This window comes from Rhizobium deserti (assembly GCF_004358025.1).
Taxonomy (GTDB): domain Bacteria; phylum Pseudomonadota; class Alphaproteobacteria; order Rhizobiales; family Rhizobiaceae; genus Neorhizobium; species Neorhizobium deserti.
In genome coordinates this window covers 333,490-350,501 of record NZ_SMTL01000004.1, presented here as the reverse complement: position 1 = coordinate 350,501, position 17,012 = coordinate 333,490, and the positions used below count along the sequence as shown (strand labels likewise).

The window sequence follows — 17,012 nt, the reverse complement described above, 5'->3', positions numbered from 1 at the left end:
GCGCAGCGAGGCGCTGAACATAGCCTCGCCAACTGTCATTTCCTGTCATATAGGCCCGGAAACTGCCATTGCAAAGGTCAAAACCGTGACCTCGGCGGCACCCGCCTTCTTCAGCGCACGACTTGCAGAGGAGACCGTCGCACCTGTCGTATAAACGTCATCGACCAATACCAACCGCTTGCCGAACACATCGGCTTCCCTGCCGGGCGCGATGGCGAAGGCAGCGCGGACATTGTCTTGTCGTCCGCGTGCGGTCAGCCCCACCTGTCGGCTGGTGCGCTTGACGCGGATAAGTGCCGAGGGGATGAATGGCCGGTCCGAGAGATGCGCCAGATGCCGGCCAAGCTCCGCCGCCTGATTGAACTTGCGCCAAATGAAGCGGCTGGGATGGAGCGGGACAGGCAGAATGCCATGGCATTCATGCACATGCTGTTCGGCAGCGCGCAGCATCCATCCAGCCATCATTGCAGCTAGGTCGGTGCGGTCCCTATATTTAAGACCGTGCACAAGATCTCGTGCGGCACCCTCGTGATAGGCCGCCGCGCGCAGGCGATCAAAAACAGGTGGATCGGCTATCGCTTGCGCGGATAGAATATTGGGGCCGGGATCATACGAGAAGGGCAGACCAAGGACTTCGCAATAGGGCCTTTCGATGAAGCGGAGTTTCCGCCAGCAGGATGGGCAGAAACCGGCATGGCTGCCGGTCCTAACGCCGCAGCCGGGGCAGACCGGCGGATAAACGAAATCGCTCAGGCCGGCGGCCCAGCCGGCGGCAAGGCTCGCGATGAAACGAAAGGGCCGTTCTAACGGTAAGGGCGACATGGCTTGACAATAGCTGCTCCGACACGCCTTTGCGATCACAGAAACAGGTGACGACGATGGATATTCTTTTTGACGATGAGCTTGTCGCGTCCAGGCGGGAGCGGGCATTCCTGCGCGACCAGAACGCAGCTTTCCTTCTGGACATTGCAGCGCGCGAACTTGCAGAGCGCCTTTCAGTGGTCGAGCGGCGCTTCGATATGGCTGTGGAACTGCATGGAGCAAGCGGCGCGACCGCCCGAGAAGCCATGGCCACGGGCAAGATTGGAGCGATCAGCCGTATTGAAACCAGCTCTACATTTGCTCAGACTGGCGAGGAACTGGTTACCGCCGATCTTGGAGATGTGCCTTTAGAGCCGACATCGACGAACCTTGTTCTATCTCCACTGGCGCTTCATCTCGTCAATGATCTGCCCGGGACTCTGGTTCGGATACGCCGATCGCTGAAGCCGGATGGTTTATTGCTTGCCGCAATCCCGGGCGCTGGAACTTTGGCAGAACTGCGTGACGTCCTTCTTGCCGCCGAAGCCGAGCTAACAGGTGGCGCTAGTCCGCGGGTCATCCCATTCCTCGACGTGCGCGATGCGGGTGCCCTGCTTCAGCGGGCAGGCTTTGCGCTTCCCGTCGTTGATGCGGAGAATTACACCGTTCGCTACGACTCGCTCTTCCCGCTAATGCGCGACATTCGCGCCATGGGCATGGGCAACCCTTTGGTGGGCCGCAGCCGCCTTCCCATGAAAAGGCGGTTTTTCGTTCGAGCTGCGGAGCTTTATGCCGAACGTTATTCGGACCCCGATGGCCGAATTCGAGCGACCTTCTCGATCATCTATGCGTCCGGCTGGGCACCGCATGAAAGCCAGCAGCAGCCATTGAAGCCAGGCTCCGCCAAGGTGAGGCTGGCCGATGCCTTGCGCAGCCAGACCCAATAAGGGTGGTTATTGGGATGCGCCGGGGGTCTGGTTGAACGAATTGGCGACGCCCGAAAACATGTTGTTCATCAGGTCGTAGTAATTGCCGAGCGCAGTTGCCAGCGTCACGGCAAGAATGGAGACGAGAAGGCCATATTCCACCGCCGTCGCTCCGCGCTCATCGCGCATAAAGGACCTGAGGAGACGCATAACATGCCCTTTTTTGACGAAAATCCCGAACCCGCGCCTACTATAAGGGCAAAGGGTTAATCAGCAGTCATCGCCAGAGCTGTAACCTTGAACGATGCAGACAGAACCCGGTGTTTCCTGGAGCACGCTCCGACGGATCGTGTAATGCTTGGCACCCTTCTCCGTCGGCTTGATGGAGCCGGTAGAAATCATGTCGAAATCTTCCTGCACATGCGCGAGCCGCCGCTCGTCGTTGCGACCAGCCAGCATGGGCGTCACGATCAGCGAAAGAGCGATAGCAGCAGTGCCAAACAGAAGCGCAATGTTGAGCGCGCCGGTCTTGCCGGATCTGTAGGTCGCGCGCTGGCGAACCGGTACAGTTTTCCAGAATTTCTCGTCCATGCCTCAGAGCCTCATTAACGCAGTCACACGATTGCGGCCAAGGTGCCACAATGGCTTGAACGATGTGTTAACAGCACCTGAATTCGATCATTCTAATTTAAACGATTAGAGGAGGTCCTGCAGGATCGGGATCAAGGGTTCGTCGGCTGGCGGCATGGGATAATCCCGCAGCACGTTCGGCCGCACCCATTTGATCGCCTGGCCTTCCCGGCCGCTCGGAATTCCCTCGAAGCGGCGGCAAACGAAAAGCGGCATCAGCAGGTGGAAGGTGTCATAGCTGTGGCTGGCGAAGGTCAAGGGCGCCAGGCAAGCAACCTTCGTGACGATACCGAGCTCTTCTTCAAGTTCGCGGATCAGCGCTTCTTCCGGGGACTCGCCCGGCTCAACCTTGCCGCCAGGAAACTCCCAGAGGCCCGCCAGCGACTTTCCTTCCGGACGCTGGGCCAGAAGAATACGGCCATCGGCATCGACCAGCGCACAGGCTGCTACGAGAAGCAGCTTCCGCTGCGCCGTGCTCATGCGCGGGCGTCCTGATGCCAATAGTGATATTGATAGGCCTTGCGAAAGCCGAACTTCCGGTAAAGCGCTAGTGCCGGCGCGTTCGTCGACCCGACCTGCAGCCAAGCCGAACGGGCCCCACTGATGCGGGCCCAGCGAAGCGCAGAAGAAAAGATCTCGGTGCCGATTCCGCTTCGCCTGTGCCGGGGCGACACGGCAAAGGACATGATGCCGGCAAGATCATTGTCCTGGACGCAAAGCGCTACGGCGATCGGACCTTCCTGTGGGGTTTCCTTGATAAAGAAGCCGGAGGCCGGCTTTATGGAGCTGATGATTTCGGCGAGAGCCGATTTGGAGGCCGGATCCTCGCCATCAAGGGCGAGATTGGCATCTATGAAGCGACCGATGTCATGGCTCGGAAGGTAATCGAGCGTATCGGGCAGCTCAAGTTCAGTCAGATCGACAGTCATCACATCAGTAGTTTCGAAGACGCTCCAGCCTTTAGTCCCGAGATGCTCGATCAGGGCCGGCGGCGAAAGCGGCGTCTGCCGCACAAGCAGGGCGCGACCATAAGCATCGAACCGCTTGCGGGCCTTTTCGAGCCTCAGGTCGAGATCGCGATAATCGGAGGGGTCCAGCGGCACGACGCAATTCAGGCGCTTGGATGGATGGCCGCCCGTCAGCCGGATCTGCCAGCTGCCGTCATAAGCGACGGATGCAGCCGGCCAGGCGCGGAAACCGACGGCCTCCAGTCGCCGTACAAGAGGCAGATCGCTTCCCAGGGATGATGCCTCCATCACTTGCCGTCAGCTCCGGTAATCGCCATTGATCGCCACATATTCCTTGGTCAGATCGCAGGTCCACACGGTAGCTGTCCCTTCGCCAAGCCCAAGGTCCACCTTTACCGGAATGTCTTCCTGCTTCATCACCGCGCTTGTCTGCGCCTCTGAATAGTCCGGGTCGCGCTCGCCATTGACGGCGACACGCACATTGCCGAACCAGATCGCCAAACGGTCCCGATCGGCCATCTCGCCAGATTTACCCACAGCCATGACGATCCGACCCCAATTGGCGTCTTCGCCCGCCACGGCCGTCTTCACCAGCGGCGAATTGGCGATCGACAGGGCAACGACTTTGGCCGCCGCGTCGCTCTCGGCACCGCTGACAGTGATCTCCACCATCTTGCGCGCGCCTTCGCCATCGCGAACGACCTGCAGCGCCAGGTCCTTGAGAAGATCGTTGAGCGCAGTCTTGAAATCCTCAAGCCGAGGATCGTCAGCAGCCTCGATGCGGCTCTGGCCATCGTGCGCGGCAGCACCGGTGGCAAACAGCATGAGCGTATCCGAAGTGGACGTGTCGCTGTCGACCGTTACAGAATTGAAGCTCGGCCCGACGCCGGCAGCCAGGAGAGACTGAAGCGCCGGAGATACGATGTCGGCATCTGTCACCACAAAGGAGAGCATGGTCGCCATATCCGGCGCGATCATGCCGGCGCCTTTGGCAATGCCGTTGATCGTGATGGTTACGCCGTCGATCTGCGCTGTCCGCGTCCCGACCTTCGGATAGGTGTCCGTTGTCATGATGGCCTTGGCGGCTTCCGGCCAGAAGGCGCCGATCGCCTGCGCATGCATGTTGCCGAGCACGCCGGCGAACTTCGTCGCATCCAGAGGCTCCCCGATGACGCCGGTCGAAGCTAGATAAACCTCGTTTTCGCTGCAGCCGACGGCTTCAGCGGCCGATTTGGCGGTCAGTGCCGTGGCCGATCGCCCCTTGACGCCGGTAAAGGCATTGGCATTGCCGGAATTGACGACGACGGCCCGCGCGACACCGTGGGGCAGATTGGCACGGCAAAAATCCACCGGCGCTGATGGGCATTTCGAACGGGTAAACACACCTGCGACCGCCGCCGGCTTATCGAAAACCATCAGCAGGACGTCGGTGCGGTTCTTGTATTTGATCCCTGCAGCCGCTGTCGCCATGCGCACTCCGCGCAAGGCCGGCATGTCGGGATAGGATTTCGGAGCGAGCGGCGAAACGGAAGAGGACATGAAAGAATACCCGGCTGATATGGAAGGGCCCGGAAAACCGGGCCCTCTGAAGTAATTACGGCTGACCCATTGGCGCTTCGCCGGCGGCCTGCATCTTGCTCACCTCGTCATATCCCTTCTTCAGGGCTTCATCGGTGATCTCGATCTTCTGGTCGGACTTGGCCTTGTCAATTAGCGCCACATACTTGTCGCGCATGACGAGTTGCTTGACCTGATCCTGCACCTGTTCGAATGGCGGCGGCGGAGCATCGCGCTTTTCTTCCACCTCGATCACGTGGAAGCCGAACTGCGTCTTGACGGGGGTCTTCGTGTAGGCGCCCTTGTCCAGAGCGAAGGCAGCCTCTTCGAATTCCGGCACCATGCGCCCAGGGCCGAACCAGCCAAGATCACCGCCATCATCCTTGTTGGAATCTTGGCTCTTCTCTTTCGCGATCGCCGCAAAATCCTTGCCCTTATCGAGATCAGCGATTACCGCCTTGGCCTCGTCCTCGGTCTTCACCAAGATATGGCGGGCATGCACTTCTTCCTGCTTCGGCAGGCCGGCAAGTTCCTTGTCGTAGCGCGCCTTGACTTCTGCCGGGGTCGTCGCCTCCACGACATGCTTGCGGAAATAAGCATTATGGAGTTCGCGATCGCCGATATAGGCCATCCGCTTCTTGAAGTCTTCAGTGTCCTTAATGCCTTCGGCAAGTGCGCCGCCGGCCAGAAGCTTCACGTCGATGGCGCCGGAAAGCGCGGCAACCTTTTTCTGCTCGTCCGGGAGTTGGGCCAGCTGCGGATCGAGGTTCTGAACGGCCAGGTCAAGCTCGGACTGATGGATTTCCAGCTTGCCTACCTTGGCGACGACCGGATCGTCGGCCGCCAAGACCGGGGCCTGAGTGAAGATCGCAGCGGCGAGCGCAGCCGATACGAGAAATTTATGGCGCAACATCGAGTTACCTTTCGGCTGAGATACCGGTTTCAGAAATGTCTGATTCCGGCCGGAAAACCTTCACAAACACCGGATTGTGGCCATTCTGTATCGGCCCTTACCGTTGACATCATTCGACCCCCCTCTTATCTGTCACGCAACTTCGCGTCCAGAAGGTTTCCGGGCGCCGCGGGTCATTTTGTCGGCACCGGATCCTGCCGACGCCGGGCTCGCGATCCCATGGGACTGATATCAGAAAGGGCCATTCGTATGGTCAGCTTCGGCGGCATTGCCCGCAAACTTTTCGGTTCGGCAAACGAGCGCCGCGTCCGCGGCTACAAGCCGAGCATAGAAGCCATCAATGCCTATGAGGAAAAGACAAGGTCTCTGACTGACGAGCAACTCGCTCACAAGACGGTCGAGTTCCGGCAGATGCTGGCCGACGGCAAGACGCTCGACGATATTCTCGTGCCGGCCTTTGCCGTCGTGCGCGAAGCATCACACCGCGTGCTGGGCATGCGGCCATTCGACGTTCAGCTGACCGGCGGCATAATCCTTCATGACGGTGCCATCGCTGAAATGAAGACCGGCGAAGGCAAGACGCTTGTCGGCACCCTGCCCGTCTACCTGAATGCGCTTTCCGGCAAGGGGGTGCATGTCGTCACCGTCAACGACTATCTGGCCCAGCGCGATGCCGGCATCATGGGGCGTCTCTACGGCTTCCTCGGAATGACCACCGGCGTCATCATGCATGGCTTGAGCGACGACGAGCGCCGCGCCGCCTATGCCTGCGACATTACCTATGCGACCAATAATGAGCTCGGCTTCGACTATCTGCGCGACAACATGAAATACGAGCGCGGCCAGATGGTTCAGCGCGGCCATAACTACGCGATCGTCGACGAAGTGGATTCAATCCTGGTCGATGAGGCGCGCACGCCGCTGATCATTTCAGGACCGCTCGACGATCGTTCGGATCTCTACAACACCATCGATGCCTTCATCCCGATGTTGTCCCCGGAAGACTACGAAATCGACGAGAAGCAACGCTCCGCCAACTTCTCCGAAGGTGGCACGGAGAAGCTGGAAAACCTGCTGCGCCAGGCTGGCTTGCTCAAGGGCGAGTCTCTTTACGACGTCGAGAACGTGGCGATCGTTCACCACATCAACAACGCCTTGAAGGCACACAAGCTCTTCACCCGCGACAAGGACTACATCGTCCGCAATGACGAGATCGTCATCATCGACGAATTTACCGGCCGCATGATGCCGGGCCGCCGCTATTCGGAAGGCCAGCACCAAGCGCTTGAGGCGAAGGAAAAGGTGACGATCCAGCCGGAAAACCAGACGCTGTCGTCGATCACGTTCCAGAACTATTTCCGCATGTACGACAAGCTTGCCGGCATGACCGGCACGGCGTCCACCGAAGCGGAAGAATTCAGCAACATCTACAAGCTTGAAGTGGTGGAGGTTCCGACCAACCTTCCAATCCAGCGCATCGACGAAGACGACGAGGTCTACCGGACTTTCGAAGAAAAGTTCAAGGCGATCATCACTGAGATCAAGGACGCGCATGAGCGCAACCAGCCGGTTCTGGTCGGCACCACATCGATCGAGAAGTCTGAGCTTCTGGCGACCATGCTGCGCCAATCTGGTTTCGAGAATTTCCACGTGCTGAACGCCCGTTACCACGAGCAGGAAGCCTACATCGTTTCCCAGGCCGGCGTACCCGGCGCTGTGACGATCGCCACTAACATGGCGGGTCGCGGTACCGACATCCAGCTCGGCGGCAATATCGACATGCGGCTTGAGCGGGAGCTTGAAGGCATGGAAGAAGGCGACGAACGTGACGCCAAGGAAGCGGCAATCCGTGAGGAAGTAAAGGCGCTGAAGCAAAAGGCGCTTGCTGCCGGCGGTCTTTACGTGATCGCCACCGAACGCCACGAAAGCCGCCGCATTGATAACCAGTTGCGCGGCCGTTCCGGTCGCCAGGGCGACCCGGGCCGTTCGAAGTTCTATCTGTCCCTGCAAGACGACCTGATGCGCATCTTCGGCTCAGACCGCATGGACAGCATGCTGACGAAGCTTGGCCTGAAGGAAGGCGAGGCGATCGTCCATCCGTGGATCAACAAGGCGCTTGAACGGGCTCAGAAGAAGGTCGAGGCGCGCAACTTCGACATCCGCAAGAATCTCCTGAAATACGACGACGTCACCAACGATCAGCGCAAGGTGATCTTCGAGCAGCGCATTGAGTTGATGGACTCGGAAGACGTTTCCGAAACCGTCGAGGATATGCGGACTGAGGTCATCGAGGTCATCGTCGCCAAGCACATCCCGGAGCGGGCTTATGCCGAACAATGGAATGCGGCAGGCCTGCGCGAAGATGTTGACCGGCTGCTGAACCTCGACCTGCCTATCGAAGACTGGGTCAAGGAAGAAGGCATTGGCGAAGAGGACATTCGCCAGCGCATTACCGAGATTGCGGACAAGGCGGCGACCGATCGCCGCGAGCGCTTCGGGCTTGAGATCATGAACTATGTCGAGCGCTCGATCCTGCTGCAGACGCTAGACAACCTCTGGCGCGAGCACATCGTCAACCTGGATCACCTTCGCTCCGTCATCGGCTTCCGCGGCTATGCGCAGCGGGATCCGCTGCAGGAATACAAGGCAGAGGCCTTCGAGCTTTTCCAGGCTCTGCTGGCCAATCTGCGCGAGGCGGTGACGGCTCAACTCATGCGCGTGGAGCTGGTTCAAAACCCGCAGCCGCCTGAGCCGCCGTCAGGCTACGAGGAGCATCACTTCGATCCCAATACCGGCGAGGACGAGATGACGGGCCGCGACGGCGAAAACTTCATTGCCGCGCCTCAGGATCGGCATCCGGAAGATCAATCCACCTGGGGCAAAGTCGGGCGCAACGAGGCCTGCCCCTGCGGGTCCGGCAAGAAATACAAGCACTGCCACGGCGCCTTTGAGCAGGTTTGATCCTGCCTCTGAACTAAACAAAAAACGCCACCCGCCCAGGTGGCGTTTTTGTTTGCACATCAAGCAGCTTTGCGACCGCCTGCGAACTGCCAAGAACCGTTTCTTAACCTTGCTCTGTCAGAGTTTTCTTATTGTTCTGCGTAATGCGAGTAATGCGTGTCCATCATGGCGGTCATCGAAACAGCGGAAAGACTGCTGCCGCCTGGCCTGCGCGCCCGGCTTGGGCCGGTGACACGCAGGCTTGAAGCCATACTGACCGATCCCACTGAAACGGCACGCGCGCAGAGGCAGGCCCTGATCGCCTTCGTTATCCGGGTCCTGAGTGCCGGGATCGCTTTTGTTTCGCAGATCGTCCTCGCCCGGATCATGGGCGAATTCCAATACGGTATTTTCGCTTTCGTATGGGTTGTGGTGGTGCTGGCCGGGAACCTTTCCTGCCTCGGATTTCACACCTCGGTCATTCGCTTCCTGCATCAGCACAGGGCGCGCGGGGACTTGGCGACCATACGCGGCCTCAACCTGGCCGTGCGCCTTGTCGCACTGCTGTCGTCAAGCATGGTCGGCGCTCTCGGCTTCCTGTTTCTTCACCTCTTCGGCGAGACGATCGAGCCTTATTACCTAGTGCCGGTTTCCCTCGCCCTTTTCACCATGCCGATGATCGCACTGGGAGACGTGCTGGACGGCACGGCCCGCTCGAACGGCTGGACGGTCGCCGCGCTCAGCCCGACCTACCTCATCCGCCCGGCGCTCATTCTCACCTTCATGCTCGTGGCTCTCTGGCTCAGGGCCGATCCGTCGGCAGTCACGGCCATGCAGGCAGCGCTTGCGGCCACCTATGTCGCGACGATCTTCCAGCTCGTCAGGCTGACGCTGCGGCTGCGCAGGCTTTATGGCACGGGGCCGAAGCGGTTCGAAATCGGCCCTTGGTTCCGCATCTCGTTGCCGCTCTTCCTGGTCGACGGCATCGGCTTTCTGCTCACCAATGCAGATGTGGTTGTTGTCGGGCTGTTTCTGCCACCGGATCAGGTCGGCATCTATTATGCCGCCGCCAAGACGATTGTTTTGGTGCAGTTCGTGTATTTCTCCGTCAAGGCTGCAGCAGGGCCCCGCTTTTCGGCGATCCTGGCGGAAGAAGACATGCCGGCATTGGCCTCCTTCGCCGGGCAGACCGCGCGGTGGAGCTTCTGGCCATCGCTGGTGCTGGGCCTCGGCGTGCTCGCAGCTGGCGAATTGCTGCTGTCGCTGTTTGGGACCGCCTTTACCTCTGGCTATGGGATCATGGCCATCCTGTTCTGTGGCATTCTTGCAAAAGCGACCGTTGGTCCCGGAGAGGTTTTGCTCGGCATGGCCGGCCGGCAGAATTTATGCGTGCTGCTTTATGCGATCACCTTGTCGGCGAGCATTGCCTTGAACCTCGTCCTCATTCCCCGGTTCGGCTTAACGGGCGCGGCGATGGCGACGGCTTCCGCCATGATGATCGAGGCGATCCTGCTGCATATTGCCGTTCGCCGCACGCTTGGCTTCGTGCTCTTCGCATTTGCCCGCCCTTCCCTGACCGCATCCGCAAAGGCTCCGTGACCCATGGCGCTACCTCCATTTACAAGTGAGATGGAAGAAAGCGGCCGGCGCTTCCCGCCCGCCCTGCCGGCGGTCCGCTCCCTACGGCCGGATGCCGATGTCAGGCTGGAGGTCGGAAGACCCGGCCGGGAGCTTTACCTTTACCCGGCCTCGCTCGGCTATGAGCTGCAGGAGGAACTGGAATTTCTGTCGCACCGGGCGATGGAACCCAACATCTTCTTCTCCGCGCGTCTTCTGGCACCGGCCATGCCGCGCGTCGAAGACAAGCAGGTTCGATTCGCCCTGATGCGCGACGAAAACGGAGCCGCCAGCCGGTTGCGCCTTTTGATGCCGTTTACGGTGGAGCGGCCCGGATTTGCGCTCGGCGCACCGATCATCCGCGCATGGGCCAATCCCTTCGGACCTCTGGGGACGCCGCTTGTCGACGCCGAGGATGCCGCTGAAACCATCGACAATCTGTTCGAAGTACTGGGCTCGCGCCAGGCGAGGTTGCCGGGCGTACTGGTCATTCCCGACATCCGCCTCAACGGGCCCTTTACGCAGATGGCAAAGGCGGTGGCGATTGGCCGCGATCTACCCGTTGCCGTGACAGATCCGTTCCGCCGGCCGATGCTGGAAAGCCTGCTCGACAGCGAAACCTATCTCAAGCACGCCGTCTCTCCTCATCACTTCCGCGAAATGCGCCGCCAATGGCGCCACCTTGAACGCGTTGGCCAGGTCGAATACTCGGTTGCCCGCCAGCCGGAAGAGGTGCGGCAGCGCATGGAGGAGTTCTTGGCTCTCGAAGCCAAGGGTTGGAAGGGCAGAAAGCGTTCGGCACTTGTCAGCGACCGCTACCGGGCCGCCTTCGCGCGCGAGGCCATCACCAACCTGGCCGAGGCAGACGCCGTCCGGATACACACGATCAATCTTGACGGACGGGCAATCGCTTCCATCGTTGTGTTCCTGATGGCAGGCGAGGCGTATACATGGAAGACGGCCTATGACGAAGGCTTCAGGGCGTATTCTCCCGGCAAGCTGCTGATCATGAAGCTGACGGATTGGCATCTCGAGGATGCCAATATCATGCGCACCGACAGCTGCGCCGTGCCCGACCATCCGATCATGAGCCGGCTTTGGGAGGAGCGCGAGGACATGGGCACGCTGGTCATCGGCTTGAACCGCAACGGCGACCGCGACGTCCGCCAGGTGGCAGCACAGCTTCATCTTTATCGCAACACCAGAAACATGGCGCGCCTGCTTCGCGAGAAAATCATGTCGATCGCCGGCCGAGAGGTTTGAGGCGCTATTCCGCCGCAGCCCTCTGGCGCAGCAGACGGCGGATGACCTTGCCGCTCGTCGTCAGCGGAATGTCTTCCACGAAGGATATTTCACGCGGATATTCGTGCATGGAAAGGCGCGTCTTCACCCATTCCCGCAGTTCTGCCGCCAGAGCGTCGCCTGGTTCTACGCCTGGCGACGGCACGACATAGGCTTTGACGATTTCCGTTCGGATCAGATCCGGCTTGCCCACGGCCGCTGCCATATGCACGGCCGGATGCCCGCTCAAGCAGTCCTCGATCTCGCTCGGACCTATGCGGTAACCGGAAGAGGTGATGATGTCGTCGTCGCGGCCAATGAACTCGATATAGCCCTCCGCATCCAGCCGCCCCAGATCCCCGGTGACGAGCCAATCCCCGCCCAACTTAGCCGCCGTCGCCGCGTCATCCTGCCAATATTTGAGAAACACGACCGGATCGGGCCGCCAGATAGCGATCTCTCCCGTTTCTCCGGCTGCAACCTCAAGGCCCTTGGCGTCAATGACAGCGACACGATGGCCGGGCACCGGCCTTCCAATCTTGCCAGCGCGGGTGACACCGATCTCAGCGCAGGACGAAATCACGAAATTGCACTCCGTCTGCCCATAGAACTCGTTCACCGTCACGCCGAGCGCCTCTTTTGCCCATTCATAGGTCTCGAGTCCTAGAGCTTCCCCGGCGGAGGTGACGGTCCGGAGGTTGAGCGCATACTTATGTCGCGAATCTGCCACCGAGCGCAGAAGCCGCAGCGCGGTCGGCGGGATGAAGGCATTCCGCACGTGCATTTCGTCCATGATGCGAAAGGCAGTCTCAGGATCGAACTTCTGTGCCGGTGAGGAAACAACAGGAATGCCGAGCATCAGAGCCGGCATCAGCACGTTCAGCAATCCGCCCGCCCAGGCCCAGTCGGACGGCGTCCAGATCCTGTCGCCTTCCTGCGGCGCGAAGGCATGCGCCAGTTGGAATCCCGGAAGATGACCGGCGAGGACGCGGTGCCCGTGCAGGGCGGCCTTCGGCGGCCCTGTCGTACCCGATGTAAAAATCATCAGGGCGGGATCGTCCGGACCCGTATCCGCCACCTCCAGGTGGGACGAATGTGCGTCGATCAGGTCATGCATCCGCATGCTGCCAAGATCCGAACCTGAGTCATCGGTCAAGACCACATGCTTGAGCGCCGGCAGACGCTCACGGATCTCCACCAGCCGCGACATCCCGAAGCCGTTCGTCACGATGGCGGCGGCGCTGGCCACCTGCAACTTGTATTCCAGCCCTTCGACGCCGAACAGCAAGGCAAGCGGCAGGGCAATCGCCCCGATCTTGTAGGTTGCCACATGGGCTACGACCGTCTCAAAGCCTTGCGGCAGGAGAAGAGCCACGCGGTCGCCCCTGCCGACACCGAGCGCCCGAAACGCGTTCGCCAACGCATTCGAACGCTCGCTGAGCTCTCCATAGGTCATCGCGGAATGCCGACCATCCGAACTGAAATGCTGAAGGCAGACCCGCTCCGGCTCGTTGTTGGCCCATGCGTCGCTGGCCGCCGTACCCATGTTGAAGCGAGGCGGGATTTCCCACACGAAATCCCGGTACAGTTCGTCATAGGAAGTGCCGCTGGGCAATTTCATGGAGGCTGCTTCTGAATTGGCAAGAGGAGCTCATATTACCTGCATTGCGGGGCAAGCAAGCCCTGCTTCAGGCTCTTGTGAAAAAACAACTTCTGCTGCAGCCGGTTTGAGGTGCTTGCGAGACGGCTGCACCGCTACGGTCGCGTGAAAGACCGAATCATTTGGCGAGTCGTCTACATATTTACGTGCCAATGCCGATGGCTACGATGGCACCAGTGCCGTTCCACTTCGCTCTTGCATCTTCGCGCAACCACATGGTAGACGCCTTAGCTATCCGATCCGTGCCCCGTTGGCGGAATTGGTAGACGCGCCTGACTCAAAATCAGGTTCCGAGAGGAGTGCTGGTTCGATTCCGGCACGGGGCACCACTTTTTTCCGCTTCATTGTTCGGGCTGCAACTCGAAATAGGTTGGAGGCAACGTCTTGTCGCTACGAAATGTTGCCGCTCAGCAGACATCCAATCTCTTTTTTAACGGACCAATAGTCAGCCATTGTCCGGCACAGCAGCTGAATGTGGCAGCACGTTTTCGTTCTGGAGCATCCTCCAATCTTTCATAGCCGCTGCCATTGCTGGCAGGAGTGTTGATTTCCTACAGTCGGGCCGGTTGCACATTCCAATGGTCCACGAAGGCAACGGCAAGGTAATCTTTGATCAGACGGTTCTGCGGCTGGATGTACGTTGGTGTAGAATGGCCTTTGCCATTGATGCGTCTTCTGATCGCCCGCAGAAGGTGTTTTACCCGGATATTATTTACGAGAAAGTGCCAATGGCCATTCAGTGCCAACCACTTGATTTGTTCAGATCGAAGGGGATGGCTGATCGACGGGGTGTGCCAAGACTTCTTTTCACCCACATAGTGGATAACGACGGGAGGAAACATTTTTGAAAGAAAAGTCTGCAGGAGCTCCGCCCGGAAGTTCATTGCCGGAGAAAGCTCCTCCCAACCGTCGCCGACAGCCACGTTCAACGCGGTCTGGTCGGGGACCTCGGACTTTCCTTCCTCTTCTGCCAGGAATTTGAACGCTTTAACATCGATCTCCGCTTCAACGTAACGGTCGGCATTGATCAGCAAGACTCCCGAGTTGAAGTATCGCGTAAATGCAAAGGCTCCCTCCTGGAGCTTACCGTTTACAACCATGCTCGGGTCGAAGCTCTTTTTATGCCATCGCGTGGCAGCCAGCGGTGCATTCAACTCTATGTCAAACACGCGGAAGATCGATGCATCTGAAACAACGACATCGATATCTAGGTAGAGGAGCTTGGAATAATTCTGCTGCAGATAGCGTGGCACCACGATCCTCAAGCATGCAGCTTCGGTAACGTGAGACGGCCCAGAATACTTAATGGTCGGCATAAACAAACTGCTTATCGGTATGACGCCCGTCAAATCCAAAAGTTGCATCTCCGATATAGCCTTGTCGGGCATGAAAAGGAGGACGTCCGTGTCATTCCGATTGTTCAGCGAGCGTAACCGGGACCATAGATGAAGTGCTGGCGGCAAGAGATTATCGTCCGTGACCAAGACCACAGCATTGCGCCTGTTCATCAGCATACCTCCAATACGGACCAATAGGGATTGTCACCTTCATCCATCATCTAGCCGGCCCTTGGAGCCAATGGCATTGCTACCATCAATGCCATTGAACCACAGATCGAATATAGACAATGGCCTAACATAAACTGACGCTACTCCGCTCCCGATGAAAGAGTAGGAGGCCACAGCCTTCAGCTGGTCGAATCGAGGTTAGCCCCGCGCTCGGCTATGAATCGTATCCCGCCTCGGCGCGCTGAATGAAGACTTCTGCCGGCAGTTGGAAGAGATCAAGTTTAGCTCTGATCTCTTCATCCGGCCAGTCCCACCAAGCAAGTATCTGGAGAGTATCGATGGTGGCCGGGTCAAAGCGATAGCGGATAAGCTTCGCTGGTGCGCCTCCAACAATGGCACCGGAGGCACGTCCTTCGTAACAACGGCGCCCGCTGCCACAACGGCCCCGTTGCCGATCGTGACGCCGGACATGATCATGGCGCGGCGACCGATCCAGACATCATGCCCGACGATAATGGGCCCTTTGGAACGTAGCTCGTCCATGCCGGTCGCAAGCTTGGACAAAGGAAATGTCGACACAGTGTGGATGGGGTGATCTGCCCGGACCAGAAACAGAACTTCCTTGGCTATCGAGCAAAATGATCCGACGTTTAAAGTGATTGTCGCATCATACCTGAATATCGATTCCGGAATGACCCCATAGCTATGCCTGCCAATCGTGATGCCGGGCCACGGCCAGGTGTCACGAGGTCTGCTTTTGCGCAAGCCGATCATGTTTCTCAGGCGGCGAAATGGTGCCATGGCTCACTCTTCGGATGGGGCGGGCGGAAAAAGCGACGAACTCCGTCTGGTAAGTCATCTTCGTCTTGCAGTCCTGCTGCCCGCTGACGGCTCTGCTGAAAGCCCTTCGGCAAGCTCCTTCGGTGTCGGTAGTGTGGGAACAAGTGCTGACAAGAATCAGTCCGTCAAGCTGTTGCGAAGGAGGTCAAAGGACCTTTAGCCCAAACGTCTTTTTCAGCAACTGGAGCCGGTTATGCAGCTTGCCGGTAGAAATTGCCAGTTTCCTATCCATCCACAACAATAGGAGTCATGTCTCAATTGAGATCGCTGGAGGTTATAAATCCGAGGTCGGCCAGTTGCTGTGCATCACGAAAGGGACTGGAGATCTTATCAGTCAATTCCAGCTCCCCCAGCTGCAGCTCAGCCTCCATTGCCTTGTAGTGCTGCGAGTTATTGTGATGCTGTTCTGCGTTTGCAGCTTCAGTTATCTTGTCCCTGTAGTTCGTGAAAAACTTGAAGTGCAGCAGCACGCCCCAGTCCGACGAGAAATTTCGGTCATAAGGCAGGGGGCGGTGTGGGCTGCTGCCGAAAAAGCAGCTGCGATCCCAGAAGATCAGCGGGTACTTCATCAACTCGTTCGCCTCGCCGAAGCGGCGCTTGCGCGGGCCGCCCTTCAGGCTCACTCCGCGCTTATCGAGCTTGGCATCATAGCCGCTGGCATCGAAATAGTTGGAGAACTCCCAGGCGAAACCCTGCTCCGCATCCGGCTGGATGCTTCCCGGCCCGGGATACATGTCGAGCATCGGGGCAGCGAGTCGCTTTACATCGTGCTTCTCCAGCGTTGTGATCAAAGTACCCAAGGTTTTGCTTTCACACTGGTCATAGAACAGGAATTCGTCCGAATCCACGTTCACATACCAACGATCATAACCGTATCGGGCAAACAGCGTCTCCCGCCAACGACGGCCGCGTCTTGCCTCCTTGTAACGAATGGGAGAAACCCACAGATCCACATCCGGCTGCTCTGCAAGAAACTCGCGCGTACCATCCTGCGACACATCATCGACGCAGATGAAGCGCGTCACGCCAAGCTGACGATAATGACGCAGGAAGAAGGGCAGGATGGCCATATCGTTATGGGTGATGAAAACCAGTGGGATGTCGGTAGTGCCCAATCGCGAAACCTGCGCCACAGGCGAAAGTTCGACCGGCTTCTTGTTTCTCCGCTCGCGCCGGGTGATCCGAGCCGTTTCGTAAGCGGTCCTGAGCTTGTCCCACCATCCGCGCCGGATGTCGGGGCGCTCCGATTTGAACGGATAATCCAATATAGTTCTGCCTCCGATCGCGCGTCGACGCCTGCCCGTTTCTTGCTGCTGCGGTCCTACTAGACAGGACTTCTCCTTGCAATCTGTGCGGCGCCCGTTGTCAAAT

Annotated in this window: 15 protein-coding genes and 1 tRNA gene; 5 read left to right on the top strand and 11 right to left on the bottom strand. The window is 58.9% G+C overall.

Going from position 1 to position 17,012, the window contains the following annotated elements; all coding sequences use genetic code 11:
* Window positions 1-45: 45 nt before the first annotated feature.
* Complete coding sequence (locus E2F50_RS17345) at window positions 46-822, bottom strand: ComF family protein (RefSeq protein ID WP_133317433.1); 777 nt, start codon at window positions 820-822, stop codon at window positions 46-48.
* 56 nt (window positions 823-878) lie between these two features.
* On the opposite strand from E2F50_RS17345, the gene E2F50_RS17340 reads away from it, so the two are divergent.
* Window positions 879-1,748: a methyltransferase domain-containing protein gene (locus tag E2F50_RS17340; protein WP_133317432.1), complete on the top strand. Its 870-nt coding sequence runs from the start codon at window positions 879-881 to the stop codon at window positions 1,746-1,748.
* Between the two features lie 6 nt (window positions 1,749-1,754).
* On the opposite strand, the gene E2F50_RS17335 is transcribed toward E2F50_RS17340, so the two are convergent.
* The 6 genes from E2F50_RS17335 to E2F50_RS17310 form a co-directional block, all read right to left on the bottom strand.
* Entirely contained in the window at window positions 1,755-1,937 is a 183-nt protein-coding gene (locus tag E2F50_RS17335; RefSeq protein WP_133317431.1) for a Flp family type IVb pilin, read from the bottom strand.
* 60 nt (window positions 1,938-1,997) lie between these two features.
* On the bottom strand, window positions 1,998-2,318 hold the full coding sequence (locus tag E2F50_RS17330; protein ID WP_133317430.1) for a hypothetical protein: 321 nt from the start codon (window positions 2,316-2,318) through the stop codon (window positions 1,998-2,000).
* 105 nt (window positions 2,319-2,423) lie between these two features.
* Window positions 2,424-2,837, bottom strand: coding sequence for an 8-oxo-dGTP diphosphatase MutT (gene mutT, locus E2F50_RS17325; RefSeq protein WP_133317429.1), 414 nt, complete (start codon window positions 2,835-2,837; stop codon window positions 2,424-2,426).
* Window positions 2,834-3,613, bottom strand: a complete 780-nt coding sequence (locus E2F50_RS17320; RefSeq protein WP_133317428.1) for a GNAT family N-acetyltransferase — start codon at window positions 3,611-3,613, stop codon at window positions 2,834-2,836. Before E2F50_RS17320 ends, mutT begins: the two co-directional genes overlap by 4 nt.
* A gap of 9 nt (window positions 3,614-3,622) precedes the next feature.
* Window positions 3,623-4,864: a bifunctional glutamate N-acetyltransferase/amino-acid acetyltransferase ArgJ gene (gene argJ / locus E2F50_RS17315; protein ID WP_133317427.1), complete on the bottom strand. Its 1,242-nt coding sequence runs from the start codon at window positions 4,862-4,864 to the stop codon at window positions 3,623-3,625.
* Between the two features lie 55 nt (window positions 4,865-4,919).
* Window positions 4,920-5,795, bottom strand: a complete 876-nt coding sequence (locus tag E2F50_RS17310; protein ID WP_133317426.1) for a peptidylprolyl isomerase — start codon at window positions 5,793-5,795, stop codon at window positions 4,920-4,922.
* 249 nt (window positions 5,796-6,044) lie between these two features.
* Between E2F50_RS17310 and secA the strand changes: the two genes are divergently transcribed.
* From secA to E2F50_RS17295, 3 genes are all read left to right on the top strand, one after another.
* Window positions 6,045-8,756 carry a preprotein translocase subunit SecA gene (gene secA, locus E2F50_RS17305; protein WP_133317460.1) on the top strand — a complete coding sequence of 904 codons (2,712 nt, stop codon included), beginning with the start codon at window positions 6,045-6,047 and terminating at the stop codon, window positions 8,754-8,756.
* 156 nt (window positions 8,757-8,912) lie between these two features.
* Window positions 8,913-10,334: a lipopolysaccharide biosynthesis protein gene (locus E2F50_RS17300; RefSeq protein ID WP_245515445.1), complete on the top strand. Its 1,422-nt coding sequence runs from the start codon at window positions 8,913-8,915 to the stop codon at window positions 10,332-10,334.
* 3 nt (window positions 10,335-10,337) lie between these two features.
* Window positions 10,338-11,615: a GNAT family N-acetyltransferase gene (locus E2F50_RS17295; RefSeq protein ID WP_133317425.1), complete on the top strand. Its 1,278-nt coding sequence runs from the start codon at window positions 10,338-10,340 to the stop codon at window positions 11,613-11,615.
* Between the two features lie 4 nt (window positions 11,616-11,619).
* On the opposite strand, the gene E2F50_RS17290 is transcribed toward E2F50_RS17295, so the two are convergent.
* Window positions 11,620-13,254: an AMP-binding protein gene (locus tag E2F50_RS17290; protein WP_133317424.1), complete on the bottom strand. Its 1,635-nt coding sequence runs from the start codon at window positions 13,252-13,254 to the stop codon at window positions 11,620-11,622.
* A 283-nt stretch (window positions 13,255-13,537) separates the two neighbouring features.
* On the opposite strand from E2F50_RS17290, the gene E2F50_RS17285 reads away from it, so the two are divergent.
* A tRNA-Leu gene (locus tag E2F50_RS17285) sits at window positions 13,538-13,622 on the top strand.
* Window positions 13,623-13,844: 222 nt separating this feature from the next.
* Here E2F50_RS17285 and E2F50_RS17280 read toward each other — a convergent pair.
* The 3 genes from E2F50_RS17280 to E2F50_RS17270 form a co-directional block, all read right to left on the bottom strand.
* Complete coding sequence (locus tag E2F50_RS17280) at window positions 13,845-14,801, bottom strand: glycosyltransferase family 8 protein (protein WP_161974199.1); 957 nt, start codon at window positions 14,799-14,801, stop codon at window positions 13,845-13,847.
* A gap of 198 nt (window positions 14,802-14,999) precedes the next feature.
* A complete protein-coding gene (locus E2F50_RS23695) occupies window positions 15,000-15,344 on the bottom strand; it encodes a DapH/DapD/GlmU-related protein (protein WP_425375394.1) in 345 nt (114 codons plus the stop codon).
* Between the two features lie 551 nt (window positions 15,345-15,895).
* Complete coding sequence (locus E2F50_RS17270; protein ID WP_245515444.1) at window positions 15,896-16,906, bottom strand: glycosyltransferase family 2 protein; 1,011 nt, start codon at window positions 16,904-16,906, stop codon at window positions 15,896-15,898.
* Window positions 16,907-17,012 lie beyond the last annotated feature (106 nt).